The sequence below is a fragment of the Acidobacteriota bacterium genome (genome assembly GCA_026393755.1).
Taxonomy (GTDB): Bacteria; Acidobacteriota; Vicinamibacteria; order Vicinamibacterales; family JAKQTR01; genus JBAXOX01.
The window spans coordinates 143,348-169,362 of the sequence record JAPKZO010000039.1 but is presented as its reverse complement, the minus strand read 5'-3'; the positions used below and the strand labels follow the sequence as shown (position 1 = coordinate 169,362).

Genomic DNA, 26,015 nt, shown 5'->3' with positions numbered 1-26,015 from the left:
GCCGTCCCGGCTGAGCGGCTCCCGTGGCCGCCGGGCGACTCGAGAATTCAGCGCATTCTACCGTAAATGCCGAGCGTTCACCGACAGGATGCGCGAAACAATTTCGGTTGGGCCGTTACGCCATCTCCCTGTTGATCACGAGCAGCCGGGGTTCGGTCATTTCTTCGATCGCGTAGCGTGGACCTTCGCGCCCAGTGCCCGAGTCCTTGACGCCTCCGTAGGGCATGTGATCAATCCGCCAGGTGGGCACGTCGTTGACGATGATGCCGCCGGCTTCGAGGGTGTCGTAGGCTGCCAACGTGTGGAGCAGATCGTTGGTGAAGACGCCGGCCTGCAGGCCGAAACTCGACCGGTTCACGGCGGCCATGGCGTCATTGAAGTCGGTGAACCGGTACAATCCGATGACCGGCGCGAACACTTCCTGCGCGCAGATCCTGGATCGTTCCGGCACCTGCTCGAGGACCGTCGGGGCAAAAATCGAGCGGCTGATGGGCGAACCGCCGGTCAGCACGCGCGCGCCCTGCGCGACCGCTTCCTTCACCCACGCCTCGATCCGATCCACTTCGCCCGCGTCGATCATGGGGCCGAGGTCGGTGGCCGGGTCGAGCGGATCGCCGATGACCAGCCCGGACAGCTTTTCAATCAACAGCGTGACGAACGCGTCGTACACGTCCGCATGCACGAAGACGCGCTGCACCGAGATGCAGCTTTGTCCCGCGTACGCAAACCCGCCTGTCACCACCCGCCGCGCGGCGTACGCCAGGTTGGCGCTGGCATCGACAATGACGCCGGCGTTGCCGCCAAGTTCGAGGAGGACCTTCTTCTTCCCGGCGCGCGCCTTCATCGCCCAGCCGACTGGCGACGAGCCCGTGAAGGTCAGCAGTTTGAACCGATCATCGGTCACGAGCCGGTCGCCCAGTTCGCGCGACATCGGCAGCACGCTGAGCGCGCCTTTGGGAAGGCCGGCCTCGTCGAGTGCCGACGCCAGGAACAGCGCCGACAGCGGCGTCTTCGACGCAGGCTTGAGCACCATCGTGTTGCCGGCCGCGATCGCCGGCGCGATCTTGTGCGCCGAGAGGTTGAGCGGGAAGTTGAACGGGGAGATCCCCGAGACCGGTCCGAGCGGCACGCGACGCAGGATAGCCGTGCGGCCCTGACCGTGGGCGGCCAGGTCGAGCGGGATGACCTCACCACCCAGCCGGCGGGCCTCTTCGCTTGCGACGTGGAAGGTCATGGCGGCCCGATCGACCTCCGTCAGCGCGTCCCTGATGGGTTTGCCGGCTTCACCGGCGAGCGCCCGTCCGATCTCGTCGCGTCGTCTGATCAGCACGGCTGAAGCCTGTGCCAGGATCTCCGCCCGGCGGTAGGCCGGGAGCCGACGCATAGTGGGCGCTGCCTCGACGGCCCCCGCCGTCGCCCGCTCGACGTCAGCGTCGGCGGCCAGCCATGTGGCCGCGACGACTGAATCGTCGTACGGGTTGGTGACGGCGAGCTGGTGGGTTGACGTTTCCCACTCGCCGGCCAGGTAAAAAGGGTATTGGTGGGTCACGGTTGCGACTCCAGGGGGCGTGTTGTGAAGGATCCTGGAGGCCCCTCGCCACGCCCTGAGCTTGCCGAAGGGCGGGCTTCGACTCAGGACGAATTCAAGACCTTGGCTCTGGATTAGCCCTGAGCCAGGCGCATCAGCACCGCGTCGAACGGGCTAGCAGCCCGTGGTGCAAGTCAGTCTGCATTCGACCGACGCTGCATACCGCCTCGCGGCGTTGCTCAACGCTCAAATATTCCCGATATTCTCGCGTTTCGCGCCTTGCGATCCGGCCGCATCGACGGTCTCGGTGCGACGACCGACTTCCGCCACGGGCTGCTAACTCGCTGTAACATAACATGATATGGCGAATTTCGATCGGCAAGTGGAGGCGGGGCAGTCGCCTCACGCTCGGTCATCACGCTATAATCAGAACGGGTGCATAGACCACCCGCAGGGAGTTGAACATGGTGAACGTTTCGGCATCGGCCGCCGCCCGGATCAACGAGTTGCTGGCTGAAGAACAGAAAACAGAAAGCGGTCTTCGCGTCTTCGTGCAGGGAGGCGGCTGTTCGGGATTTCAGTACGGCCTGATGATCGAAGACAGTCCGGGACCCGGCGACCAGTCGTTCGAATCGAACGGCGTGAAGTTGTTTATCGATCCGATCAGCGCCCGGTACCTCGGGGGCGCGGAAGTGGATTTCGTTGACAGCGTGACGGGCGGCGGGTTTACCATTCGCAACCCCAACGCGAAGTCGACTTGCGGTTGCGGATCGTCGTTCAGCGCAGAATAAGGGAAAAGGGGCCGGGCCGCTTTTCCCAACCAACTCTTGAAGAAGTGGCCCGACCTTGTTTCCCCACGATGTCAACGCCAGCTGATCCCGTCGTGCCGGACGTTTCCCGTTTGGCCCTGCCAGGCGGCAAACGCTCCACCAAGCGTGAGCGCATCCTCGGGGTCTTCCTCAAGCACGAAGGCCATCTCTCGGCCGACGATCTGGTGGACCTGATCCATCGCGAGGACGCGCGCATCAGCCGGGCGACCGTCTATCGGACGCTGCAGTGGATGGTGGAGGCCGGTATCGCCCGCAAGGTGGATTTCGGCGAAGGCCGGTTCCGGTTTGAGCACTCGTATCGGCATCCGCGCCACTTCCATCTCATCTGCAAGACGTGCAACCGGTCGCTCGAATTCCTCAGCTCCGACATCGAAGCCCTGATCGAGGAAGTCGCGGCCGCCAGGAGCTTCTCCGCTCGCCAGAGCGTGCTGCAGATCTACGGCACCTGTGACGAGTGCCGCACAGGCAAGCCCGCGGTGGTCGATGGCGACACCAGTGAAATGGTGTTTGCCCGCGATGCATTGAGGATCGCCATTGCCACCGAACGCAGCGGCCTCGAGTTCTACACGCGTGCCGCCAGGACGACCCGGGACGCGCGGGGCAGGCGGGTGTTCCAGAAGCTGGCCGACGAGGAACGCGATCACCTGTCCGCGCTCGAGTCGCGCTATCAGAAGCTGCTGCAGCAGGATCCGCAGCTCGAGTCGCGGCCGACGTTCCTGTTCTTCAAGGGAGCCGCCAACGGATTGTTCGCGGCGGCGGCCGAAGAAGTGGCGCGAGGCGTGGACGATCGACAGGCGCTCAAGATCGGCATCCGATGCGAGCGGACGTCGCATCGCTTCTTCAAGCGATACGGCGAGCGATTCGAGGATTCCACCGGCAAACAGATCTTCCTGGAATTCGCCGACGAGGAACGCGGGCATCTCGATCTCCTGCTGCGCGAGTACATCAGTCTGACGAAGCGGGAGAACGAGGCCCGCGCGGCGCGCCGTGCCCGTTCCGCCCGACGCCGGGCGTAATGCTTCGACTCGCAATGACGTGGCGCACTCCCCCAATGCGATCCGGCGAAAGCGCTCACTCAGCACGACGTCCTGAATAGATGCCCTCGTGACCGACCTCATGAATCGAAGGACGTTGTCCGTGCAGAACCCCGACGCCTCTCCGCATCCGGGCCGCCCGTCACCGTTGATCGATCTGCACCTGCATTCGACGGCCTCCGATGGCGTGGACGCGCCCGAAGCGCTCGTGGCGAACTGCGCGTCGGCCGGCCTGTCGGTCGTCGCCGTCACCGACCACGACACGACTGCGGCGATTCCCGCGGCGGAGGCGGCCGCACGGTGTGCGGGCCTGGGGTTCGTGTCCGGCATCGAGATCACGGCGGTGTGGCGGCGCAAGGACGTGCACGTGCTGGGGTACTTCTTCGATCCGCTCGCGCCAGCCCTGGCCGCGTTCCTGGCCGATCAGCGCCGGGACCGCATCCGCCGCGCACGCGTGATTGGCGTACGGCTGGCGTCGATGGGCGTGCCGATCGATATCGAACAGGTGATCGCGTCGGCCGGCGACAGACCGGTGTCCAGACCGGCCATCGCGCAGGCCCTTGTCGATGCGGGCCACGTCCAGCGGCGGCAGGACGCCTTTCAACAGTACGTCGGGGAGCGCGCCCCGGCGTATGAGCCGAGGGCCGGGGTGACCGTCAGGCGCGCCATCCGGATCATCAAGGACGCCGGCGGGATCGCATCGCTGGCGCATCCGGGTGTGGCCGGGATTGACCGCGTCATCGCCGACCTCGCGGGCGCCGGTCTTGATGCGCTCGAGGTCTACCACGCCGATCATGCCGACGCGGACACAAGTCGCTATCTGGCGCTGGCCCGCCGACTGAACCTTGGCGTCACGGGCGGATCCGACTATCACGGTGACCAGTCGCATCACCCGGGCGGCCTCGGTCGCTTCGTCCTGCCCGCCCGCGATTTCGACGACTTGTGCCGCCGGGCCGGGCTTCGAGGTATCACCCTGTGAAACTCCTGCTGTTCGATGTAGACGGGACCCTCGTGCTGACCGGCGGCGCCGGCGTGCGCGCGATGAACCGGGCGTTCGAGGCTGTCTTTGGCGTTCCCGACGCCTTTCGGGGTGTGCCGATGGCGGGACGGACCGATCCGGCGATTCTGTCGGATGCGCTGGCGACGTTCGGGATTGAGCCGTCGGCAGGTCATCTTGCCGACTTCACCTCGGCCTACCTCACGCTGCTCGAACACGAGATTGATTCGCCGGTGCCCCCACCCGCCAGCGGTGCGTCCCGCCGCTGGTTCAAAGGCGCACTGCCTGGCGTTCCCGAACTGATCGGCCGCCTGGCCGCCATCGACACGGTGTTTCTCGGGTTGTTGACCGGGAACTACGTGGATGGCGCCAGGATCAAGCTCGCCTACTTCGACCTCTGGCGCCACTTCCACTGCGGCGCGTACGGCGGAGATGCCGCCCTCCGGCACGAGTTGGTACCAGTTGCCGTCGCCCGGGCCGCCGAAGCGGGTTGTCCTCCAGTGGAATCATCAGACGTCATCATCATCGGCGATACGCCGCTCGATGTGGACGCCGCGAGGAAGGCCGGGGTCAACTCTGTCGCCGTCGCGACCGGCGGCTTCGACCAGGCGGCACTCCGAGCGGCCGGCGCCGGTATCGTGTTTGAGAATCTGTCGGACGCTGACGCGGTCGTCCTCGCATTGACGCGCTAGTCCGGGCGCCTCAGCGTCAGCCCGAACTTCCAGATGGCGAGCGCGCCAAGCAGGGCCGTGGGCGCGACTTCCGCCACATGGAGGATGACGGCGAAGCTCATCGCCACTTCCGGCGTTGCGCCAAACAGCCTGAGCGCCCCTGCCGCGGCCAATTCGAACGTGCCGATATTGCCGGGCGTGGCCACCACCGCGATGCTGACGTTGATGATCAACAGGATCATCGCCGCCCGCATCACGGGCCAGTCGAGCCCGAATGCGTGGAACATGATCCACACGACGATCACCCGCGTGCACCATGAGCCGATGGCCCAGGCGATCGCCTGCGCCAGAATGTGATGCTGTCTCAGCGCGTTCAGGCCGCGCACAAACGACTCGATCCGCGGCCCGAATCCGCCGGCGCCGCTGTTCCTGCGGTGCCACCGAAGGCGCCGCCACCCCGCGGCGGCCAGCGCCACGAGCAGCAACGCCCCGCAGACCACAACCAGCAGGGCGCGAAGACTCGGCAGTCTGACGCCAACGATCGGGCCGACGATCGGCGGAATCACCATCAACAGGATGACAAGGGCCGCCAGATCGACCAGTCGATCGAGCACCACGGTAGAGGCCACTGTCGCGATCGGCGCCTTGGCCAGCCGCGCCACGGCCCACGCCCGCGCCGCCTCTCCCAGCTTGAACGGCAGCAGGACGTTGCCGACGGTTCCGACCAGCATCGCCCAGAACGCCATGCTCGCCCGCACGGCGACATCGCTGGCGCCGAGCACCGTCCGCCACCGCAGCCCCTGGACCCAGCTGTCAACGATGTTGACGGCGGCCGACGCGACCACCCACGGCCAGATCACGCGCGCCCAGGTCGCGATGACGGCCTGCCAGTCGAGCCGGTGCAGGATCACCGCCATCACGATGAGGGCGATGGCCAGCGCGACGAAGCTCGCGCGGGCTTTCATCGCCGACGCTCCCCGGCGATCAGCTGGCCGACGGTCGCGAAGCGGTAGCCGCGCCGGCGGGCCTCATCGATGATGCCAGGCAGAGCCTCCGCCACCTGGCTCGCGTCCGCGCGCAGCTCCAGGCCGCGGCCGTCGTGCAGCAGAACGATGCATCCGTTGCTCACGCCGTCGATGACGCGTCTTCGGATCACGTCGGCTCCGGGCCGGTCCGTGTCGTACACGCCCAGCGTCCACGCGACGGGCTCGCAGCCCTCCTCGCGTGCGACCCGATCCACCCACGGATTCCGCCAGCCATGCGGCGCCCGGAACAGGCGCGGGCGCACGCCGCCGATCCGCTCGATGATGTCGGAGGCCCCGCGAATGGCCGCCCGGATGTGGCGCGGGCCCCGCAGGGGAAGCACGGCGTGATCAACGGTGTGGTTGCCGAGTTCGTGGCCGTCGGCCACGATGCGCCGTACGGTCTCCGGATAGCGCTCGGCATTGGCCCCGAGCACAAAGAACGTCGCCTTGACTTGGGCGCGCTCAAGCACGTCGAGCACGCGCGACGTGTGGGGTTCGTTCGGCCCGTCATCGAATGTCAGCGAGATGACCGCGTATTGCACGGGTCCCCGCCACCAGATGCGTCCGAACACCAGAGCCCGCCGCTCGAGCATCGCGTAGAGCGCGACGGCATCGAGCAGGAGAAAGACCGCGATCCACTGGCCCACGCCAACGACCGGGAACAGCGACAAGGCCTGGGCCAGGCGGCTGACGACAAAGGCCGCACCGACATGCGCCAGCGTGACGAGGGCGATGACGCGGTAGATCATCGGGGGCTGTGTGCGGGGCGTTCCCGGCTTCCGCGAGAACGGCTCAGGATCTCCTCGTAGAAGGCGACCACCTGCCCGGCGACCTTCGGCCACGCATAGCCGGCGGCCTTCGCGATGCCGGCCCGTCCCATCCGCAGGCGGAGGTCCTTGTCGGCCAGCAGCGGCAGAATCGCGTCGGCAAACGCCTGGGCGCTGCCGTACGGCACCAGGACGCCCTCTTCGGGCCCAAGCAGGTCGCGATAGCCGTCGTTCTCGGTCGCGACGATCGGCGTCGCCGACGCCATGGCCTCGAGCAGCGTCATACCGAACGATGCCGTGCTGATGGGGGCGCAATAGACGTCGGCCGTCCGGTAGTACGACGCGCGCTCGGCCAGCACCCGGCCAACGAACTCGACGTCGTGCGCGTACTCCCGCGGCACGCTCCGTTCGTACTCCGCGCGCCCCGGGCCATCGCCGACCACGATGAGGCGAACGTCGGGCCGCTGGCGTTTGATGATCTCGAAGGCTCGGAGCACCACGTCCAGCCCGGTGCGCGGCTCGATTCGGCTCAGAAAGAGCAGATTCAGCTTGCCATCGTCGTACTTCGACAGTTTCGGGGCAGTCGGTGAGAACGCGTCGACGTCGATACCGTTCGGGATAATCCGGGCGCTCACCCGGAAGTACGGCTCGAGCGCGCGCACGCAGCTTTGTGATACCGCGATCTGTCCGTTGAGCCTGTCCAGGAACTGGCTCTGGATCACCTTCCGCAGGATCCAGTAGCTCCGGTAGTAGCCGAAGGAGCTGTGAAACGTCGCCACTATTGGGCCTGGGGCCGCGAGGATCGCGAGCGCCGGCAGCGTCGGGACGAGGGGGGAGTGGACGTGCACGATGTCGAACCGCTCCCTCAGCATCACGGCGCGCATGTCCGCCCACAGGCGCCTGAATCCCAGCGTCACGCCGGCCACTGAGCCGTTTGAGCGCACGCGGCAACCGCGGCCGAGCCGCACGATGGTGAACGGACTGTCGTCCGGCCAGTACTTCTCGGTCTCCTCCCGCCGGGGCTGGTTCGACGTGATGATCCAGACCTCGTGGCCCAGGCGGACGAGCTGCAGGCCCGAATTATGGACGTGCTCGCTGATGCCGCCGAGGAGCGGATAGTAGTACTCAGTGACGATGCAGATCTTCATGAGTCGCGCCGCACCAGCCAACTGGACGCCGTCGATACTCCCAAGACTCGTAGGATTCTACCGGAAGAAAGCCGGGGGCGTCACACCATACCTGGTCGAGCGACACCGCGTCACGCGCCGCGGGCAGCGGCGTCTGTCTGGGGGGCTCACCAGATCAGCCGCCCAGGCCGATATGGCGCGTAACCGGGTTCCCATTGTGCCTGCGCAATCACGGAACTGATCTTCTGATCGTCCATGAGCCGCCCCAGCCCGGCGTCGCGTGCCTCGATGGCGACCGCCTTCGCGATCACCCGCGACACCGCCCTGATGTCGTCCATCGGCGGGAGGAGACAGCCCTGTTGTTCCTGGGCCGGCGTCACCATGGCGGAGAGCGCCCGGCTGGCGGCAAAGAACATGGCATGGGTCACCTTGGGCGCTTTCGCGACCAGCGCGCCAAGGCCCACGCCCGGGAACATGTAGAGGTTGTTGCACTGCGACGTCGTGATGGTCCGCCCCTCCCACGACGTGTCTGGGAACGGACTGCCCGTCGCGATCAGGCCGTGTCCATCGGTGGCGCGCGCCACATCGTCTGGCGTGCACTCCGACTTGCTCGTCGGGTTGGAGAGCACCAGCACGACAGGCCGCCGCTCCCTCCGGGCGATCGCCGACAGGATGTCCTGGCTGAAGAGGCCGGGTTGGGCGGTCACGCCGACCACCACCGTGGGGTGCGCGTTGGTGACGACGTCGAGCAGATCAATCCGGCCCTGGGAGTGAAGCGTCCACCCGGCGACCGTCTCGCGATCCTGGGCGAAAGGCTTCTGCCACTTCGACAGGCCGGGAGTGTCGTGCATCAGCAAGCCCGGGACGTCGATGGCGAAGATGCGGCGCCGGATTTCCTCGTCGTTCAGTCCAGAGGCCTTCATCAGCGTGCGGATGTTCATCGCGATCCCGACGCCGGCCTGGCCCATGCCGGCACTCACGAATCGCTCGTCGCTGATGCGGCTCTTCTTGATGCGCATCGCCGTCATGATCGACGCAATCGCCACGGCGCCGGTGCCCTGGATGTCGTCGTCGAACGAGAGGAGGCGCTCCTGGTAGCGTTCGAGCAGCGTGAACGCCTTGTGTTTCGCGAAATCCTCCCACTGGACCAGCGCCTCGGGGAGGTTGCGCTTCACGCCCAGCACGAACTTTTCGACGAAATCCCAATACTCGTCGCCATCGAGCCGCGGGTGCTTCCACCCGAGATAGAGCGGGTCGTTCAGGAGCGCCTCGTTGTTGGTGCCCACGTCGAGGCAGACCGGGAGGCAGCAGGCCGGATGCAGGCCCCCGGCGGCGACGTAGAGCTTGACCTTGCCGACCGGGATGCCCATGCCGTCGGACCCCAGATCGCCCAGTCCCAGGATGCGCTCGCCGTCGGTGACGACAATCAGGTTGACGCTCGGCAGCGAGAGGCTCTGCAGCATCTGATCGATGCGGCCGACGCTCTCGGGGCTGATGTAAACGCCGCGGTACCGCCGCGTGATCTTGCTCAATTGCAGGCAGGCCTGGCCAACCGTCGGCGTGTAGATGATGGGGAGCATTTCGGGGAGGTTGTTCACCAGCAGGCGGTAGAACAGGACTTCGTTCCGATCCATCAGGCCCTGGAGATAGATGTACTTCTCCAGATCGTCCCCGGGCTTGCGCCGGTAGGCTTCCAGCGTGCGCTGTTCCTGCATGTCGAGTTCAGACACGCCAGACCGCAGCAGGCCCACCAGGTCGAGCGCGATCCGCTCCTCTTCGGTGAAGGCGGACGCCTTGTTGAGCAGGGGATCGCTGAGCAGTTGCTGGCCGCGCAGGAACACTTCCCAGTATTCCTCGTTGGTGAGCGGATCGACCTTGATGGCAAACGTCTTCATCGTGGGCCTTTCGTCGTGCCCGGTGCGGCGTGTTTTCGGCCGGGGGAGGTATCAGGGGGCGTTCGTCCGCCGTTCTCTCGGGGGCGCGGGCGGATCGGGTGAGCCGCGGCCCACACCCATCGTGCGTCCAAGCCGATCGTGGTGTCAAGAACCGGGAGGTTGAACCGGGAGGTTGGCCGACCCGGGCGGTGCGGAACATCGACAGGGGATTCCGGACGGTTCTGGTATGATAATTAGAACCGGTGGCCGCGAAATCTCGTGTCGACACCATGTCACACTGTTTGGAATCTGCCTCAGCCCCATGGCGATACATATCGGGATCGATGTCGGGTCGGTCAGCATTAACACTGCGGTGTTCTCGGACGCGCCTGAGGATGCCGAGTACCTTCAGCGCCTGACGGACAACCACGGGTTTCAGCCACCGCGCCCGCTGCACAACGAGTCGGTTGGCCATGGCCGGCTCTGCGTCGGTCCCTATGTGCGGATATCCGGCGCCCCTGCGGCGCAGGCGCACGCGACCCTCGAACGCCTGCTCGGCGGTATCGGCCGGGCCGCCCTTGGTTCGATCGCCGGCACGGGCGCCGGCGCCGAGATGCTCGCTCGGGCGTTCCAGATCGAGCCGGTGAGCGAGGTCCGGGTCGTCGCGCGGGCCGTCGAGGCCTTGCTGCCGGGCGTGCGGACCCTGTTTGAGATCGGGGGTGAGACGTCGAAGTACGTCCGCTTCGACAACCACGGCGAGGGTGGCCGGCTCCGGATTTCGGATTTCAACACGAATGGTGACTGCGCGGCTGGCACCGGGGCATTCCTTGATCAGCAGGCTGGCCGGCTTCAGTTCCGCATCGAGGACACCGGGCAGATCGCGAGCACGGCGCGGCGGACCGCGCAGATCGCCGGACGCTGTTCGGTGTTCGCGAAGAGCGACATGGTGCATGCCCAGCAGCGGGGCTTCGCGCCCGAGGAGATCCTGAAGGGCCTGTGCGAGGCCGTTGCGCGCAACTTCAAGAGCTCGATTACCAGGGGGCGCTCGCTCGAACGCGACATCGCGTTTGTCGGCGGCGTCGCGGCCAACAGCGAAGTCTCGCGAGCGTTGGAGCGGGTGTTCGGATGGGAGCCTGGCACACTGCTGGTTCCCCCTGAACACGCCTCGTTCGGGGCCATCGGGGCCGCCCTGCTGGCCTCGGACCGCGCCCGCGGCTCGGCCAGTTCGGCCTCTTCACTGGTCCTGGCCGGGAATGCGCCGAGCACCCACCAGTTTCCGCGCGCCCCCGCGCTGACGCTCGACAATGTCCTGCTGTTGCGGGAGCAACTGACCGCGAAGCCGACCGAGGAACTGCGCGGCACGGTCGACGCCTATCTCGGCATCGACATCGGGTCTGTCAGTACGAACCTGGTCGTGATCGACGGCGACGGCGCCGTGCTGAAGGAGATGTACCTACGCACCAACGCCCGGCCGATCGAAGTGGTGGCCAGCGGGCTGCGCGGGATCCAGGAAGCGCTCGGTGATCGGATTCGCATTTGCGGCGTCGGGACCACCGGGTCTGGACGGGAACTGATCGCGGAGCTGATCGGCGCCGACGCCGTCAAGGACGAGATCACGGCTCATAAGACCGGAGCGGTGATCCTGGACAAGACCCTGCTCGGCCTTGGCGTTGACACGATCTTCGAAATTGGCGGCCAGGACGCGAAGTTCATCGGTCTGCAGGATGGCATCGTCGTCGACTTCGCGATGAACGAGGCGTGCGCCGCGGGCACGGGCAGCTTCCTCGAGGAGCGCGCAAAGGAGCTGGGCATTCGGATAGAAGGCGAATTCGCGGCGTTGGCGATGTCGAGCGACGCTCCCATCCAGCTCGGAGAGCGCTGCACCGTGTTCATGGAGCGCGACGTCAACAACCGTCTGCGTGACGGGGCGGAGCTCAAGGACGTCGTCGCGGGACTGGCCCTGTCGGTGGCCACCAACTACATCAACCGGGTCGTCCGGGGCCGGCGGATTGGCGAGGTCGTCTTCTTCCAGGGCGGCACGGCCTACAACGATGCCGTCGCCGCGGCCATAAGTGCCATCATCGGCAAGCGCGTCATCGTGCCCCCGTTCAACGGCGTCATCGGCGCGCTGGGGGTTGCGCACCTGGCGCGGGAGAAGATGAGGGACGGCCGTCCGACGTCGTTCCGGGGATTTGCGATCGACCAGGTGGACTACGACATGTCCGAGTTCACCTGCAAGGGATGCACGAACGAGTGCCAGATGCAGCGCTTTACGATCGACGGGGAACAGACCTACTGGGGTGACAAGTGCGCCGTGCGCTACCGCAAGGCCGCCCGGTCCGATCGCCAGCCGGCCATCGAGGATCTCGTGTCGTTTCGGGAGCGCGAATTGATCGCGACGTACAACCCTGAAGCGGGCAGCGGTCCGGTCGTCGGACTGCCGTTCTGCCTTTCGACGTATGACTGGGCCCCGTTCTGGCTGGCGGTGTTCAAGGAGCTCGACGTTCGGGTCCTGCTTTCGGAGCCGACGAACAATCAAATCGCGAAACGCGGCCTCGAGGCGACCGTGGCCGAGCCGTGTTTTCCGGTGCAGGTCGCTCACGGTCACATCCGTTCGCTGCTGGAGAAGGGCGTCGACTTCGTGTTTGTGCCCAACAGCATCTCCGCGCCCGGGGATCCACAGGAGAAGCCGTCCTTCTTCTGTCCCTGGAACCAGACACTGCCGTTTGTGGTGCGCGCGGCGCCGTTCATCTTCGAGCATCGGCACAAGGTGGTTGCGCCGACACTCTGGTTCAATGGCGGCGCTGCTGTGGTGGCGGCGTCGCTCGCGGAGGCGTTCGGGGCGATCGGCCTTCGCTGGCGCGCCCGTCAGGTTCAGCGGGCTGTCCGAGTGGGGTTCGAGGCGATGGGTCAGTTCCAGTCATCGATCGCCGAGGCTGGCCGACGGGCTCTCGCGACGCTCGACGAGACGGGCGAGCCTGGCGTGGTCCTGCTCGGCCGGTCCTACAACATCTACGACCGTGGCGTCAGCCTCGATGTGGCGACCAAGCTCAGGAAATATTACGGCGCCAACGTCCTGGGATTCGATTTCCTCGCCGCGGAGGCGGATGGCCAGCGGTGGCACGAGGACACGATGTACTGGCATTCGGGCGCCCGTGTCCTGGCGGCCGCCTCCTTCACGCGCGACCGGCCCAATCTCCACCTCATCTACATCACCAACTTCAAGTGCGGACCCGATTCGTACGTCAAGCACGGGGTGCTTGACGTATCCGGGAGGCCGTTTCTGACACTGCAGTTCGACGGCCACAACAACGACGCGGGCATCCTGACGCGGTGCGAGGCGTACCTGGAGAGCAAGGGGGTTCTGCAGTGAGCACAGGCGAGCGTCCTGGCACACCAGTCGATCAACCGGGCGGTCCGCTGGCCGGGCGCAAGTTGTGGATCCCGGAAATGGGCCGCGGCTCGTCGATCGCGTTCGCTGCGGCGTTCCGCAGCGTGGGGGTCGACGCCGAGATCTGTCCGGAAAGCGATCAGCGGACCCTGGAACTCGGGGGGCGCCACACCTCTGGCGAGGAGTGCCTGCCCGCCAAGATCACGCTCGGGAACTTCCTGAAGGTCACCGAACAGCCGGGGTTCGTACCGGAGCGAACAGCCTTTTTCATGACGACGGCCGACGGGCCATGCCGGTTCGGCCAGTACGCGCCGTATATCACGGGCGTCCTCAAGCACCTCGCACTCGACCAAGTGACGGTTTTCTCACCCAGCAGCCGGGACGGGTACGGAGGGATCGGCGTTCATGCGCGCGAGTTGATGCGCACCGCCCTTCGCGGCCTGGTGTGTGCGGACGTTCTGCGAGCGATGGTCCACCGGACTCGGCCCTACGAGGTCACCAGGGGCGACACGGATCGAGTGCATGATGATGCGATCGCGAACGTCGCACGCGTGCTGGAGCGTCCCGGAGTGACCCACACGATCCGGATGCAGCAACTCGAGGCCGCGCTGGCGGGCGCGCGCCGGCAGTTTCAGCAGATCGCGACCCGCCAGGCTGGCGACCGGGTGCTCATCGGGGTGCTCGGCGAGATTTACTGTCGATTGACTCCGTTCGCCAACAACACGCTCATCCGAAAAATCGAGGACCTGGGCGGCGAGTGCGTGCTTGCCCCCCTTGTCGAGTGGGTGCGGTACACCAACGAGGAGCACCAGAAGCGGTTGCGCCGGAAGGGCCTCCGGTTCTCGAAAGCCATGTTGGGGGCCAAGATCTCGGACTTCGTCCAGGGGCGCGACGAGCACCGGCTGTATCGGGTGTTCAGGGAGGAGCTTCGAGGGTACGAAGAGCCATCGATCCGCGAGGTGCTCGAGGCATCACAGCCCTACCTGCCGCATACAGGAGCGCTTGGGGAGATGACCCTGAGCGTGGGCAAGGCCGTGTGCTACTACCGTCAGGGCTGCGACGGCGTGGTTGATGTGTCGCCGTTCACGTGCATGAATGGCATCGTGACCGAGGCCGTGTACCCGCGCGTCAGCGCGGACCACGATGACATTCCGATTCGCAATACCTACTTCGATGGCGTCCGGGCCAATCTCGATCGAGACCTCGATGTATTCATGGAGCTGGCCCGGTCGTACCGCGGGCGCAAGATCACCCGGCGTGGCACCCCGGCGCCGCGGTCTGGCTCGTCGCCGGCAGCCGCGTGACCCTGGCCCGCGCCTCGGTTGATCAGCGCCACGGTGCGACATGCGTGTGGCGGGGTCGGCTTCGCGGTCGTCCGTGCCTTTGTCTGATCCGCTCGAGATGGGATAATCTATACAGCGCCATTCTTCGGCTGGAGGCATAGGGGCCGGCCGCCATCACTTCCTAACGTCCCCCGCGGAAGCGTTCTTTGCTCATCAGGTTCCAGGTGAGGCCACTGTCATGATCAAGATCAGCGACGACGATGTGTTTGAGTACCACGAGAAACCAAGGCCGGGGAAGCTCGAAGTCATCACTTCGAAGCCCTGCCTGACCCAGCGCGACCTGTCCCTCGCGTACACGCCCTGGGTCGCGCGTCCCTGCCTCGAAATCGAGAAGGATCCCGAGGCAGCCTACCGCTTTACCGGCAAGGGCAACCTGGTGGCGGTCGTGTCGAACGGCACGGCCGTGCTGGGCCTGGGCGACATCGGGGCCATGGCCGGCAAACCGGTGATGGAAGGCAAGGGCGTGCTGTTCAAGAGGTTCGCGGGCGTTGACGTGTTCGACCTCGAGGTCAACACTCACGATCCGGACGAAATCGTCAGGATCGTCAAGGCGCTGGAGCCGACGTTCGGCGGCATCAACCTCGAGGACATCAAGGCGCCCGAGTGTTTCTACATCGAGGAGGCGCTCAAGAAGATCATGAACATCCCCGTGTTCCACGACGATCAGCACGGGACGGCGATCATCTCGGGTGCGGCGCTGGTCAATGCGCTGGAGGTCGTCAATAAGAAGATCGATCAGGTAAGGGTCGTCTTCACGGGCGCCGGCGCGGCCGGCATCGCGTGCGCCGAGATGTACCTGAACCTCGGCGTCAAGAAGGAGAACATCCTCTTCATCGATACCGTCGGCGTGATCTGGAACGGCCGAACCGAGAAGATGAACCCTTACAAGCAGCGGTTCGCCGTCGACACGAAACTCCGCACGCTGACAGAGGCCATGAAGGGCGCTGATGTCTTCGTGGGCGTGTCGGCCAAGGACCTGGTCACGCCCGAGATGCTGAAGACGATGGCGGCGAATCCGATCGTCTTCGCGATGGCGAACCCTGATCCGGAAATCGAGTACCAACTGGCGCTGGCGACCCGCAAGGACGTCATCATGGCCAGCGGCCGGTCCGACTATCCGAACCAGGTCAACAACGTCCTGGGGTTCCCGTTCATCTTCCGCGGCGCCCTCGATGTGCGGGCCACGGCGATCAACAACGAGATGAAGATGGCGGCGGCGCGCGCCCTGGCGGCGCTGGCGAAGGAGGATGTGCCCGAGGTCGTGCTGAAGGCCTACGGCGTTGACGCGATGTCGTTTGGCCGCGAGTACCTCATTCCGAAGCCGTTCGATCCGCGGGTGCTGACCTGGGAGGCATCCGCCGTCGCCAAGGCCGCCTGCGACACCGGCGTGGCGCGTAAGCCCATCACCGACTGGGATGCGTACCGCGAAACGCTCGAACGGCTGCTGGGGCCGTCGCGCAAGATCATGCACTTCGTGACGCGCAAGGCCCGCACGGACAAGCCGCGCCGGATCGTGTTCCCCGAAGGCGAACACGATTCGATTATCCGCGCCGCGCGCGACATCATCGATCAGCACATTGCGATGCCGGTGCTGCTGGGCCGGAAGACCGAGATCCTCGCGAGAGCGCATCGGCTGGGCATCGATCAGGTCGACTTCGAAATGGTCGACGTGCCCAACGAGAAGAACGAACAGGCCTACGCCGAGTCGCTGTACCAACTGCGCCAGCGCAAGGGCGTGACGCTGTTGGCGGCGCTGGACATGGTCCGCGATCCCACCATCTACGGGCTGATGATGGTCCACAACGGCGATGCCGATGGGTACGTCGGCGGCATGTTCAAGGCGTACCCCGAGACGATCCGGCCGGCCATCCAGATCGTGGGCCTCAAGCCCGGGGTGTCGCGCGTGTCGGCGGCGCACCTGCTGGTGCTGAAGGACCGCATCTTCTTCTGCGCCGATACGATGGTCAATATCCAGCCGACCGCCGAGGAACTGGCCGAGATTGCCGGTCTCGCCGCCGATCTGGCCCGCACCTTCGACACGGATCCGAAGGTTGCCATGCTGGCGTTTTCGAGCTTCGGATCGGTGCCGCACCCGATTTCCAAGAAGGTGGCCGACGCGGTCGAGATCGTCCGCAAGAAGTTCCCGGGATTGGTCGTTGACGGGGAAATGCACCTCGACACGGCCGTCGTCGAGGAAATCGTCGAGAAGAACTACCCGCACTCGCGCATCAAGGGCGACGCCAACGTGCTGGTGTTCCCGGACCTGACGTCCGGCAACATCGGCTACAAGCTGGTGCAGCGCCTCGGGAACGCCGACGCGATCGGGCCAATCCTGATGGGCATGAGAAAGCCCATCAACGTGCTGCAGCACGGCATGACCGTCGCCGAGATCGTCAACCTGGCGGCCATCACCGCCGTGTCGACCGACCTGCAGGCATCGGTCGGCCGGATGGTGCCGCCGGCCCCGGTTGGCGCGAGGTAAGTGACAGGCGCGGGTGCCCGGGTCGTCCGGGTTCCCGTCGCTTTGCTCCCAGTTCGCACGAGCAGAAACAAAACGGGGGATGCCGCTGCCGGCATCCCCCTTCGCGTGTCTGTCGTGATGAACTCGTCAGAGCCCTACGCGAGCTTGCGGCCGCCTTCCGCCGCCCACTTCTCGAGCATCGCCGTGGTCACCGACTTCGGCCGCTCGAGGGCATAGCCGAGTCCGCGGTCCCAGGTGATATTCGCCATGCAGCCCAGCGCACGGCCGACGCCGAACAGGACCGTGTAGAAATCCCGTTCCTTCAGGCCGAAATACCACTGGATGACGCCGGACTGTGCGTCGACGTTGGGCCAGGGGTTCTTCGTCTTGCCGTGCTCGGTGAGCACGATCGGCGCGACCTCGAAGATCATGGAGACCAGCTTGAATAGCGGGTCGTCCCTCAGGCCCGGAGTCGCCAGACAGAACTCGCGCTGCGACATGTAGCGGGGGTCGGTCTTGCGGAGCACCGCGTGGCCATAGCCCGGAACCACCTGGCCGGCGTTCAGCGTCTCCCAGAGCGCCTTGGTGATCAGTTCCTTGGTCGGCTCGGTCGTCGCGCAGTACTTCTGCTGGAACTTGATCGTCCAGTCGAGCACTTCCTGGTTGGCGAGGCCGTGCAGTGGGCCCGCCAGGCCATTGAGGCCCGCCGAATAGGCGTAGTAGGGATCCGACAGCGCCGAGTGCACCAGGTGCGTCGTGTGCGCCGAGACGTTGCCCGACTCATGGTCGGAGTGCAGGATGAAGTACATCCGCGCGACATCCTTGTACGCTTCGCACTGTCCGATCATGTGCGCGAAATTCGCGCCCATGTCGAGCGTCGGGTCGATGGCGTTCTGCTTGTCGCCCCGGAACTTGAGGTTGTAGATGAACGCCGCGATGACAGGGATGCGCGCCACGATGTCGGAGGCGTCTTCGTAGACGTACTCCCACGCCGACATCTTGTTGAACTTGCCTGAGTTGTAGAAGTTCTTGAACTTGGAATCCTTCTGCAGCGCCAGCAGCCCGACCGACAACATCACCATCGGGTGGCTGTCGCGCGGCAGCGCGCGGATCGCGTCGAACACGTACTGCGGTACGGCCTGGCGGATCTTCCACTCGGCCACGACTTCGTCGACCTGCGTCTGGGTCGGCACTTCACCGGTCAGCAGGAAATACCAGAACGACTCCACGGTCGGATACTTGGAGCCCGGGGCCTTCGGAAGCGCCTCGAACGTTTCGGGAATGGTCTTGCCACGGAACCGGATTCCTTCCTGCGGATCCAGGTAGGAAATGTCCGTGACGAGAGACCGGATGTCGCGGGCGCCGCCAATCGCCTGGTCGATGGTGACCTGGTCGATGATGACCTTGCCGAATTCCTTCACGAGCTTCGTGGTTCTTGGGCGGAATTCATCGATCTTCTGCTTGAGCGTTTCCTTTAAGGCCATGCGATTCTCTCCTTCAGAGTGGATAATAGGGGGTCGGAATAATCCCGCGGAGGCGGACCCGATAATACTCTAAAATGGCGTGCGCCGGTCTACAGGAATCGAGGGAACCCTGCGCCGTCGCAGGCGCCATCCTCTGCCGCATTTGTCCGTTCTTTGCCCGCCGCGCAGGCTATATTACAAGATTGTGGCTGCTCACCGAGAAGACGGGTAAGACCCCGTAGCCCCTCGTGGATTCCGGTTACGGCCCACCACGGTTCGCGCGCGGCAACATCGCCCGTCGAGCCCCCTTGTCAGCAGGCACCGCCGGCCTCGTCTGGCGCACAGTGGCTCCTTGCTCTTGTGGTGCGCCCCCCGCCCAACGCGGGTCAGCAGGAGAACTCGTATGTCGAAATTACAGGCAAGACTGGCACAGCAGGTTCCAGGCCTGCGCGAGAACGTCAAGAAGCTCACCAAGGGGAGCGGCGCCGTCAAGATCTCGGAGTGCACCATCGAGCAGGCGTACGGCGGCATGCGGGGCGTCAAGTCGCTGGTGTGCGATACGTCGGAAGTGCCGCCGGATAAGGGGCTCATCATCCGCGGCATCCCCGTCGGGCAGTTGACCGAGCAGCTGCCCGAAGAGACGCTGTGGCTGCTGCTCACGGGCGAGACGCCCAAGGCCGACGAACTGGCCGATTTACAGGCCGAGTTGCGAGCCCGCGCCAGGGTGCCCGACTACGTCTGGGACGTCTTGTCGGCGATGCCCGCCGATTCGCACCCGATGGTGATGCTGAACACCGCCATCCTCGTCATGGAACGGGAGTCCGTCTTCCGCCAGCGCTACGACGCGGGCATGAGGAAGGACGAGTACTGGGTTGCCACGCTCGAAGATGCACTCAGGATCGTCGCCGTCCTGCCCGAAATCGCGGCGGGCGTCTACCGCAGGCGTTTCGGCACGGGCCCCCGCATTGCCCCGAACCCCGAGCTTGACTGGGCAGCCGACTACGCGGCGATGCTTGGCATCGCCGATCCGACCGGGAACTTCGCGAAGTTGATGCGCCTTTACATGGTGCTGCACTCCGACCACGAGAGCGGAAACGTGAGCGCGATGACGACGGCCACGGTGAATTCGGCGCTGTCGGATCTCTACTACTCGCTGTCGGCCGGGTTGAACGGCCTGGCGGGACCGCTGCACGGCCTGGCGAACCAGGAATGTCTGGCGTGGGTGCTCGACACCAACAGGCAGTTCGGCGGCCGGCCGACCAAGGACCAGATCAGGACCTACGCGCAGGAGACACTGGCTTCCGGCCGCGTGATCCCGGGGTACGGACACGCGGTGCTGCGGATCACAGACCCTCGCTTCAATGCGTTCCTCGCGTTCGGCAAGAAGTACATGGCTGACGACCCGGTGTTCCAGACCGTGTCGAATGTGTTCGACACGGTGCCGGACATCCTCAAGACGATACAGAAGATCAAGGATCCCTGGCCCAACGTGGACGCTGCTTCTGGAGCGCTGCTCTATCATTACGGCCTGACCGAATTCGCGTACTACACCGTGCTCTTCAGCGTGTCACGCGCGCTTGGCGTGTGCTCACAGGCGGTGATGGCCAGGGCCCTCGGTCTGCCGATCACGCGCCCCAAGTCGGTGACCTCGAAGTGGCTCGAAGGCGAAGCCGCCAGGGCCGCGGCCGCGAAACCGTAGGCCTTCCCGCTATAATCAACTCCAGACAACAACGACAGACCCGTCGCAGAAAGGACCGGAGACCGCATGGGCGATGCTGGCGAGGGACTAATCGACGCGACCTCACGGATCGAGGAGCGCATGGAAGAGATGCAGGAAAGCCGTCGCCTGTCCAGGCAGGGGGGGCCGCCGCTCGATCCCGAGCGCGTTCGGGCGACTGAGTCGCTGCGCCTGGCCCGGGCCGACATCGAGCGGCAACTGGCCACCATGGTCCACGAGGCGCGTCGCCAGCAGTTGATGAGCGCGCTCGCCGAGATCAACCGCCGCCTCAGCGATTTTCAGTAGACGGTCTCGCGAGGCTCGGCCTCAATGCGCGGGAATTCAGTTTCATTCCATTCCTTTCCGTACGTTGCCAGGGCGTCCCCAAAGCCGATAAGCTGAGTTCATGGCACTCGAACAGGCACAGATTCTCCAGGCGCTGTCCGGCGTCTCAGACCCCGATCTCCACAAGGACATCGTCTCGCTTGGCTTCGTGAAGGACGTCGCGATCGACGGCGGGCGCGTGGCCGTCACCATTGAGCTCACGACACCGGCCTGCCCCGTGAGGGAGCAGATGAAGGAGCAGGCCCGGGCGGCCGTATTGCAGATCCCGGGAGTTACCGACGTCGACATCAGGATGACGGCGCAGGTGCGGGCCGCGGTGTCGCAGGACCTGAACAAGGGGTCCGTCCCAGGCGTCAAGAACGTGATTGCGGTCGGCGCGGGCAAGGGCGGCGTCGGCAAGACCACCGTGGCGGTGAACCTCGCGCTGGCGCTCGCGAGGACGGGCAGCCGGGTCGGCATAATTGACGGCGACATCTACGGCCCGAATGTGCCGATCATGCTGGGGATCGACGCCCCACTCGGCAGCGACGGCGAGAAGATCCTGCCCGCCGAGAAGTACGACCTGCAGGTCGTGTCGATGGGCTTCCTCGCCACAGATGATGCGCCGGTGATCTGGCGAGGCCCGATGCTGCACGGCGTCATCCGCCAGTTCTTTCAAGAGGTGCGGTGGGACAATCTCGACTACCTGGTGATCGATCTGCCTCCGGGCACCGGCGACGTCGTGCTCAGCCTGAGCCAGATCGTGTTCGTGGCTGGCGCGATTGTCGTGACCACGCCTCAGCAGGTGTCGCTTGCCGATACCAGGCGTGCGATCGCGATGTATCAGAAGCTGGAGATCCCCATCCTCGGCCTCATCGAGAACATGAGCCACTTCGTGTGCCCGTCGTGCCGCCACGAGAGCGACATTTTCGGCAGCGGAGGGGGCGAGAAACTGGCCGGGCAGATGCACGTGCCGTTTCTGGGTCGGGTCCCGATTTCCGAACCCCTGCGGGTGGGTGGTGACACCGGCGTGCCGATCATCTTGAGTGATCCGACGTCGCCCGCAGCGCTCGCGTTTGTCGCCGCTGCCGAGCGCACGGCCGCGCAGGTGTCGATCCAGAGCTTCCGCAAGGCGCCGATCATTCCGCTGCGCCAGGTCAACTAGCCCGCGTCCTGGCCCGACAAGCTCACGTTCAACGTCGTGGGTTCGCCGCTTCGGATTTCGACATCCGTCTTGAATGTCCGGAACCCGTCTTTTCGAATCTCGATGTGATGCACGCCAACCGGCAGATGCACGACCAGGCGATCAGCTCCCGGCGAACTGTGCCAGGCCTCGCCATCGATGAAGACCTGGACCCCGCCTGGCTGAGCCTTGATTGTCAGCTGCGCGTAGTCCGGCGTCTCGCCGACCGCGGGAGAAGGAGCCGGTTGCGACCGTGCCGGCTGCTGCGGTTCCGGCGGCTGTGAACGAGGCGCTGGCCGTCGAGGCCGGGCCGGACGATCCGGTGGCGCCGGCTGATCGGGCGCCACGGAGAGATCGCGACGGGCCCGTGGCGTTTGCGCGACGGGAGGAGGCACCGGTCTCGCGTCCTGCAATTCGCCTGTCGCGAGCGGTACCATCTGGCAGCTCAACTTCAATTGCCCCTCAAACTGCACGTGGACTTGCTGCGTGACTGTTCGATAGCCCAGAGACCATAGCGTGACCTCGTGGTTGCCCGGAGCAACGTTGAGGCTCCGGAACCAGCCGCCGAAGTCGGCGGCGGCTCCCGCGTAATAGCCATCGACGAACACGTCCGTGGTCTTCGGCTTGACATCAAGCTTGATCGAGCTGCCCAGATCGTCTCCACGATACCCGTACGGTTTGTACCAATACGGCCCATACCAGTAGGGCACGTACCCGAACGGATACCACCATCGCGGGAACCCCCACGTGAGGCTGCTGTAGTACGACGGGCCCCAGTACGCCCCCATTCCGAACGATCCCCGCCCGACGATCCGGCCGACGGGCTGCGGGCGCGCGACCTGCGGACGTGCAACCTGCGGACGTGCGACCGCGTGTCCGCCTCCGCGGTGCTGCGCAGCGGCGACGGCAGGCGATAGCACTATGAAGCTGCCGATGACGGCAGCCGAGAGAAGCATGTTCTTGACTCGCATAATCAGTCTCCTCGGATACTGGCAATACCCAGCATCTATGCAATCTCAGTACCTATTGCCAGATTGAGGATCTGGCCTAAAAACCATCAGACCCCAGGCAGCTCGGCCGGCATACCCGCCCCACCTGTGGCCCCCGTGGGACTGCGTGTCGCCGGCAGGTGACGCAGCGGGTTCGATATCGGTTGGAGTCCGGTGGTTGGCGAGTTGACTTGACTGGGGTCGTCCACTACCGTTGCGTGGTGCTTCGACCAGCAGTTGCGACTGCACCTTCGCGAGGCGACCCGGTGCGAGACACTCGCTCAGCGCCAGGCTCCGCGTGAACGCGTTCGTCGCCGAAACTGTGGATCGAAGGACCTAGAGGGGGACGCGGTGTCATCTTCGTCGATGGATGCGCCTCAGGGACCGGTTCCCGTGGCGGCAGCAAACGACTCAGACCGGCCGCAGCCGGCGCAGTCGTACAAGCTCGACGAAGTGCTGGCGATGTATCGATCGATCCGCGAGGAATTTCTCCGCGAGCTTCAGAAGCACGACATCATTCAGATTGCGATCACTCCCTCCGGGGAGCGGTCGATCCTGTTCCAGGACCTGCTGGTCGTGCGTCGGCTCCACGGCGAACTCCAGCGTGGGGCCTCGTTCAGAGCCGTACTCCGGGCGATCAAGACGACTCGCGCCGGGCAACTCGTACTCGATTTCCGGAAGGACGCCAGGCCGGGACAGGTTGTGGTGCTCAATCAACCGCCGGTCGTGGTCCAGGCCCGAGCCTCGCTCGAGAGTGCCGGAATCGCTGCTGCGGAATCAGCGCCGGCTGATCCGTCTCTGGCCGAGCAGTACTTCCGCCTCGCGTCGACACTCGATGACGGGACCATCGAGAACCAGGAGAGGGCCGCGGCGGCGTACCGGAAGGCGCTTGAGTCGGATCCGCATCTGGTGCCAGCGGTCATCAATCTGGCCAACATCCACTACGCGTCCGATGAACTCATCGAGGCGCAGGCGCTGTACCAGCACGCGATCGGCCTCGACCCCGACGTCTTCGAGGGCCACTTCAATCTGGGCAACATCCATCACGATCTTGGACGGTTTGCCGACGCCGAGCGTTATTATCGCCGGGCGCTGGCGATCTGCCCGGGCTACCCGGAGGTGCATCTCTATCTGGCCGTCGTGCTCGAGAAGGCCGAACGTCCAGCTGATGCCCGCATCCACTGGCAAAGCTACCGCAATCTGGCGCCCGACGGCGAGTGGGCCGAACTCGCCCATGAGTTCTCCGAGACGCCGTAGGGGAGCGATTCCTCGAGCCCGTGCGTTGAAGATGCACTGCGCCGGTCGTCGGTCGTCGGTGATCAGCAGGCAGACGCCGGGCGCGAGACGGAAGTCAAAGGCAAGCAGCAAGCAGCGGGAACAGGGGCGGTCGGATTCGGCTAGTAGTAGATGCGATTCTCCGGCACCTGCGGCACATGCTTATGCGGGTTCCGGCGAACCTTGTAAAAGCCGCAATCCGGACACCAGGCGTCTGGATCGAACCCGCACGTCCCGGCCATTGGCTGGACGTCTCTGTGCGTGCAGTGGTCTGGCACTCCGTCTTCGGCCTTCTCGCGCCACCGGCATGACTGAAACCGCAGGACGGCGGCCGTTATCTGGGGCGCTGGTGCCGGGGCAGCACTGCCGGCGGGTGTCTCAGGTTGAGGCACCGGAGAGTCAACGGGATCCAATTCAAGACCTGCCATATCCAAATATTGTGCCACATCGGTGCACTTCGTCGCAACCAAGAGGCGCCGGGCCGGAACCTGCGCCGAGCGCCCCTGGCGAATTGGGGCCTGGCCCCTTTTCTCATCTCAGTCTCATTTTCGCGGGTCGGTGGCCCGCAGAACGAGGGATGGACCGATCGGCGACACACCAGGAACTGTGGGCGGCCCGGAAGCCTCACTGGACGGAGGACTGGTTTGGTGGAGGTGGGCTCGGGAGCGAGAGAATCTCGCGGGCAGCGGCGATCGCATCTTCCAAAGTTGCGACAGAGCCATCCAACTGGCGCTCGTAGACGGCCTTCACGATTCGACCGATTCTTGGGCCCGGTTCGAGATCCATGGCGAGCAGATGCCGGCCCTTGAGCAGCGGTTCGGGCGGGCGGTGCTCGACCCCGAGCGCCCGCGCCCGCTCGACAAACCAGTCCATGGCCGAGCAGTCGAAATTGCCCGTGCGGCCCCGGCAGTCGGCCCGGGCCAGCCGGGCGAGCAGTTCGAGATCCACCTTCTGTGCGAGCCGTCTGAACGCTCCGTCACCCACCGGTGTCGCGGCCTTGTGCCACATGCCTGGCGCCAGGTGGTACGCCACCAGGCCGACGATGTGATGGCGCGCGTCGAAGCCGTCGACGGTATGGACGTTGAGGCGGTCGAGGCACGCCAGGGTCGAGGGCACACCGACAGGTTCGTGATTGGGTGAGCGGATGCGGCCGTCAACCAGCGCCGTGGTTGCCGGCTTGCCGAAGTCGTGGCACACAGCCCCCAACATGACCGTCAGACCCCTCGCCCGATCGAGGTCGTCGATGGCTACGCGGGCGTGGTCGATCACCATCAGCGTGTGCACCCAGACGTCACCCTCAGGATGCCATTCGGGCTCCTGCCGACATCCGACCAGCGCGGCCATCTCCGGCATCACGCGGGCGATCACGCCGAGATCCAGGCCCAGCGCGAATCCCACGGACGGCCGGCGGGCCCAGAGCAGCAGCTTTTCGATCTCCCCGAAGACCCGTTCGCCTGGCAGATCGTCGAGCGCGATCGACCGGCACAGCGCGCGGGTCCGGTCCTCAACCAGGAGATCGAATCGTGCCGCGAACTGAAGGGCGCGCAGCACGCGCAGGCTGTCATCGCCGAAGGTCGACGCGTCCACGGCGCGCAGGATGCGCCGATCGAGATCCTCCCGGCCATGGCACGGGTCGAGGTACTCGCCGGTCAGCGGATCCCACGAAATGGCATTGATGGTGAAGTCGCGCCGCCGTGAGGCCTCGGCGATCGACATCGACGGATCGCCCTGCACGTCGAAGCCGCGGTGGCCGTGGCCGATCCTGGATTCCCGTCGTGGCAGGGCCACGTCGAGGCCGCCCATCTTGAAGACGGTGAACTGCTCGCCGACCGTGTCGACCCGCCCGAAGCGTTCGAGCAGGGCTCGCAGCGCCGGGGCGGCGATGCCGTAGACCTCGATGTCGATGTCTTTAGAGGGAATTTCGAGGATGCGATCGCGGACCCACCCGCCGACCACGAGGGCGCGACCACCGGCCTCACCGATGGCACGGGCAATCTGCACCAAGCCCTCGGAGGG

The 26,015-nt window shown here is 65.4% G+C and carries 19 protein-coding genes; 11 read left to right on the top strand and 8 right to left on the bottom strand.

The window, feature by feature from the left end:
• Window positions 1–115 precede the first annotated feature (115 nt).
• Window positions 116–1,549, bottom strand: coding sequence for an aldehyde dehydrogenase family protein (locus NTV05_16975; protein MCX6546090.1), 1,434 nt, complete (start codon window positions 1,547–1,549; stop codon window positions 116–118).
• Between the two features lie 443 nt (window positions 1,550–1,992).
• On the opposite strand from NTV05_16975, the gene erpA reads away from it, so the two are divergent.
• From erpA to NTV05_16955, 4 genes are all read left to right on the top strand, one after another.
• Complete coding sequence (erpA, locus tag NTV05_16970; protein ID MCX6546089.1) at window positions 1,993–2,319, top strand: iron-sulfur cluster insertion protein ErpA; 327 nt, start codon at window positions 1,993–1,995, stop codon at window positions 2,317–2,319.
• A gap of 68 nt (window positions 2,320–2,387) precedes the next feature.
• Window positions 2,388–3,374, top strand: a complete 987-nt coding sequence (locus tag NTV05_16965) for a transcriptional repressor (GenBank protein MCX6546088.1) — start codon at window positions 2,388–2,390, stop codon at window positions 3,372–3,374.
• Between the two features lie 100 nt (window positions 3,375–3,474).
• Window positions 3,475–4,371 carry a PHP domain-containing protein gene (locus NTV05_16960; GenBank protein ID MCX6546087.1) on the top strand — a complete coding sequence of 299 codons (897 nt, stop codon included), beginning with the start codon at window positions 3,475–3,477 and terminating at the stop codon, window positions 4,369–4,371.
• Entirely contained in the window at window positions 4,368–5,081 is a 714-nt protein-coding gene (locus NTV05_16955; GenBank protein MCX6546086.1) for an HAD family hydrolase, read from the top strand. Before NTV05_16960 ends, NTV05_16955 begins: the two co-directional genes overlap by 4 nt.
• On the opposite strand, the gene NTV05_16950 is transcribed toward NTV05_16955, so the two are convergent.
• The 4 genes from NTV05_16950 to NTV05_16935 form a co-directional block, all read right to left on the bottom strand.
• Window positions 5,078–6,025, bottom strand: coding sequence for a lysylphosphatidylglycerol synthase transmembrane domain-containing protein (locus NTV05_16950; protein ID MCX6546085.1), 948 nt, complete (start codon window positions 6,023–6,025; stop codon window positions 5,078–5,080). The two genes, NTV05_16955 and NTV05_16950, sit on opposite strands and share 4 nt — an antisense overlap.
• Entirely contained in the window at window positions 6,022–6,834 is an 813-nt protein-coding gene (locus NTV05_16945) for a polysaccharide deacetylase family protein (protein ID MCX6546084.1), read from the bottom strand. Before NTV05_16945 ends, NTV05_16950 begins: the two co-directional genes overlap by 4 nt.
• Window positions 6,831–8,000 (bottom strand): glycosyltransferase family 4 protein, encoded by a 1,170-nt coding sequence (locus NTV05_16940; GenBank protein ID MCX6546083.1) that lies wholly within the window; start codon window positions 7,998–8,000, stop codon window positions 6,831–6,833. The genes NTV05_16945 and NTV05_16940 overlap by 4 nt, the downstream gene beginning before the upstream one ends.
• Window positions 8,001–8,146: 146 nt before the next feature.
• Window positions 8,147–9,874: an NAD-dependent malic enzyme gene (locus tag NTV05_16935; GenBank protein ID MCX6546082.1), complete on the bottom strand. Its 1,728-nt coding sequence runs from the start codon at window positions 9,872–9,874 to the stop codon at window positions 8,147–8,149.
• A gap of 301 nt (window positions 9,875–10,175) precedes the next feature.
• Between NTV05_16935 and NTV05_16930 the strand changes: the two genes are divergently transcribed.
• The 3 genes from NTV05_16930 to NTV05_16920 all read left to right on the top strand — a co-directional run bounded on the left by NTV05_16930 (window position 10,176) and on the right by NTV05_16920 (window position 17,069).
• A complete protein-coding gene (locus NTV05_16930) occupies window positions 10,176–13,226 on the top strand; it encodes an acyl-CoA dehydratase activase (protein MCX6546081.1) in 3,051 nt (1,016 codons plus the stop codon).
• A complete protein-coding gene (locus NTV05_16925; GenBank protein ID MCX6546080.1) occupies window positions 13,223–14,548 on the top strand; it encodes a hypothetical protein in 1,326 nt (441 codons plus the stop codon). The genes NTV05_16930 and NTV05_16925 overlap by 4 nt, the downstream gene beginning before the upstream one ends.
• Window positions 14,549–14,765: 217 nt before the next feature.
• Window positions 14,766–17,069: an NADP-dependent malic enzyme gene (locus NTV05_16920; GenBank protein MCX6546079.1), complete on the top strand. Its 2,304-nt coding sequence runs from the start codon at window positions 14,766–14,768 to the stop codon at window positions 17,067–17,069.
• A gap of 134 nt (window positions 17,070–17,203) precedes the next feature.
• Here NTV05_16920 and NTV05_16915 read toward each other — a convergent pair whose 3' ends face one another.
• Window positions 17,204–18,532, bottom strand: a complete 1,329-nt coding sequence (locus tag NTV05_16915; protein MCX6546078.1) for a citrate (Si)-synthase — start codon at window positions 18,530–18,532, stop codon at window positions 17,204–17,206.
• A 382-nt stretch (window positions 18,533–18,914) separates the two neighbouring features.
• Between NTV05_16915 and NTV05_16910 the strand changes: the two genes are divergently transcribed.
• The 3 genes from NTV05_16910 to NTV05_16900 all read left to right on the top strand — a co-directional run bounded on the left by NTV05_16910 (window position 18,915) and on the right by NTV05_16900 (window position 21,717).
• Window positions 18,915–20,210 (top strand): citrate (Si)-synthase, encoded by a 1,296-nt coding sequence (locus tag NTV05_16910; protein MCX6546077.1) that lies wholly within the window; start codon window positions 18,915–18,917, stop codon window positions 20,208–20,210.
• A gap of 66 nt (window positions 20,211–20,276) precedes the next feature.
• Window positions 20,277–20,534: a hypothetical protein gene (locus NTV05_16905; protein MCX6546076.1), complete on the top strand. Its 258-nt coding sequence runs from the start codon at window positions 20,277–20,279 to the stop codon at window positions 20,532–20,534.
• 100 nt (window positions 20,535–20,634) lie between these two features.
• Window positions 20,635–21,717: an Mrp/NBP35 family ATP-binding protein gene (locus NTV05_16900; protein MCX6546075.1), complete on the top strand. Its 1,083-nt coding sequence runs from the start codon at window positions 20,635–20,637 to the stop codon at window positions 21,715–21,717.
• On the opposite strand, the gene NTV05_16895 is transcribed toward NTV05_16900, so the two are convergent.
• Window positions 21,714–22,706: a PEGA domain-containing protein gene (locus NTV05_16895; protein MCX6546074.1), complete on the bottom strand. Its 993-nt coding sequence runs from the start codon at window positions 22,704–22,706 to the stop codon at window positions 21,714–21,716. The two genes, NTV05_16900 and NTV05_16895, sit on opposite strands and share 4 nt — an antisense overlap.
• Before the next feature lie 369 nt (window positions 22,707–23,075).
• Here NTV05_16895 and NTV05_16890 point away from each other — a divergent pair, with 369 nt between their 5' ends.
• Window positions 23,076–23,981: a tetratricopeptide repeat protein gene (locus NTV05_16890; protein ID MCX6546073.1), complete on the top strand. Its 906-nt coding sequence runs from the start codon at window positions 23,076–23,078 to the stop codon at window positions 23,979–23,981.
• A gap of 642 nt (window positions 23,982–24,623) precedes the next feature.
• On the opposite strand, the gene NTV05_16885 is transcribed toward NTV05_16890, so the two are convergent.
• Window positions 24,624–26,000: a polynucleotide adenylyltransferase gene (locus NTV05_16885; protein MCX6546072.1), complete on the bottom strand. Its 1,377-nt coding sequence runs from the start codon at window positions 25,998–26,000 to the stop codon at window positions 24,624–24,626.
• Between the last annotated feature and the right edge of the window lie 15 nt (window positions 26,001–26,015).

Excerpts from the sequence above, each read along its gene's own strand:
- erpA (MCX6546089.1), top strand. The coding sequence starts at position 1,993 with ATGGTGAACGTTTCGGCATCGGCCGCCGCCCGGATCAACGAGTTGCTG.
- NTV05_16965 (MCX6546088.1), top strand. The coding sequence starts at position 2,388 with ATGTCAACGCCAGCTGATCCCGTCGTGCCGGACGTTTCCCGTTTGGCC.
- NTV05_16960 (MCX6546087.1), top strand. The coding sequence starts at position 3,475 with ATGAATCGAAGGACGTTGTCCGTGCAGAACCCCGACGCCTCTCCGCAT.
- NTV05_16950 (MCX6546085.1), bottom strand. The coding sequence starts at position 6,025 with ATGAAAGCCCGCGCGAGCTTCGTCGCGCTGGCCATCGCCCTCATCGTG.
- NTV05_16945 (MCX6546084.1), bottom strand. The coding sequence starts at position 6,834 with ATGATCTACCGCGTCATCGCCCTCGTCACGCTGGCGCATGTCGGTGCG.
- NTV05_16940 (MCX6546083.1), bottom strand. The coding sequence starts at position 8,000 with ATGAAGATCTGCATCGTCACTGAGTACTACTATCCGCTCCTCGGCGGC.
- NTV05_16935 (MCX6546082.1), bottom strand. The coding sequence starts at position 9,874 with ATGAAGACGTTTGCCATCAAGGTCGATCCGCTCACCAACGAGGAATAC.
- NTV05_16930 (MCX6546081.1), top strand. The coding sequence starts at position 10,176 with ATGGCGATACATATCGGGATCGATGTCGGGTCGGTCAGCATTAACACT.
- NTV05_16920 (MCX6546079.1), top strand. The coding sequence starts at position 14,766 with ATGATCAAGATCAGCGACGACGATGTGTTTGAGTACCACGAGAAACCA.
- NTV05_16915 (MCX6546078.1), bottom strand. The coding sequence starts at position 18,532 with ATGGCCTTAAAGGAAACGCTCAAGCAGAAGATCGATGAATTCCGCCCA.
- NTV05_16910 (MCX6546077.1), top strand. The coding sequence starts at position 18,915 with ATGTCGAAATTACAGGCAAGACTGGCACAGCAGGTTCCAGGCCTGCGC.
- NTV05_16905 (MCX6546076.1), top strand. The coding sequence starts at position 20,277 with ATGGGCGATGCTGGCGAGGGACTAATCGACGCGACCTCACGGATCGAG.
- NTV05_16900 (MCX6546075.1), top strand. The coding sequence starts at position 20,635 with ATGGCACTCGAACAGGCACAGATTCTCCAGGCGCTGTCCGGCGTCTCA.
- NTV05_16895 (MCX6546074.1), bottom strand. The coding sequence starts at position 22,706 with ATGCGAGTCAAGAACATGCTTCTCTCGGCTGCCGTCATCGGCAGCTTC.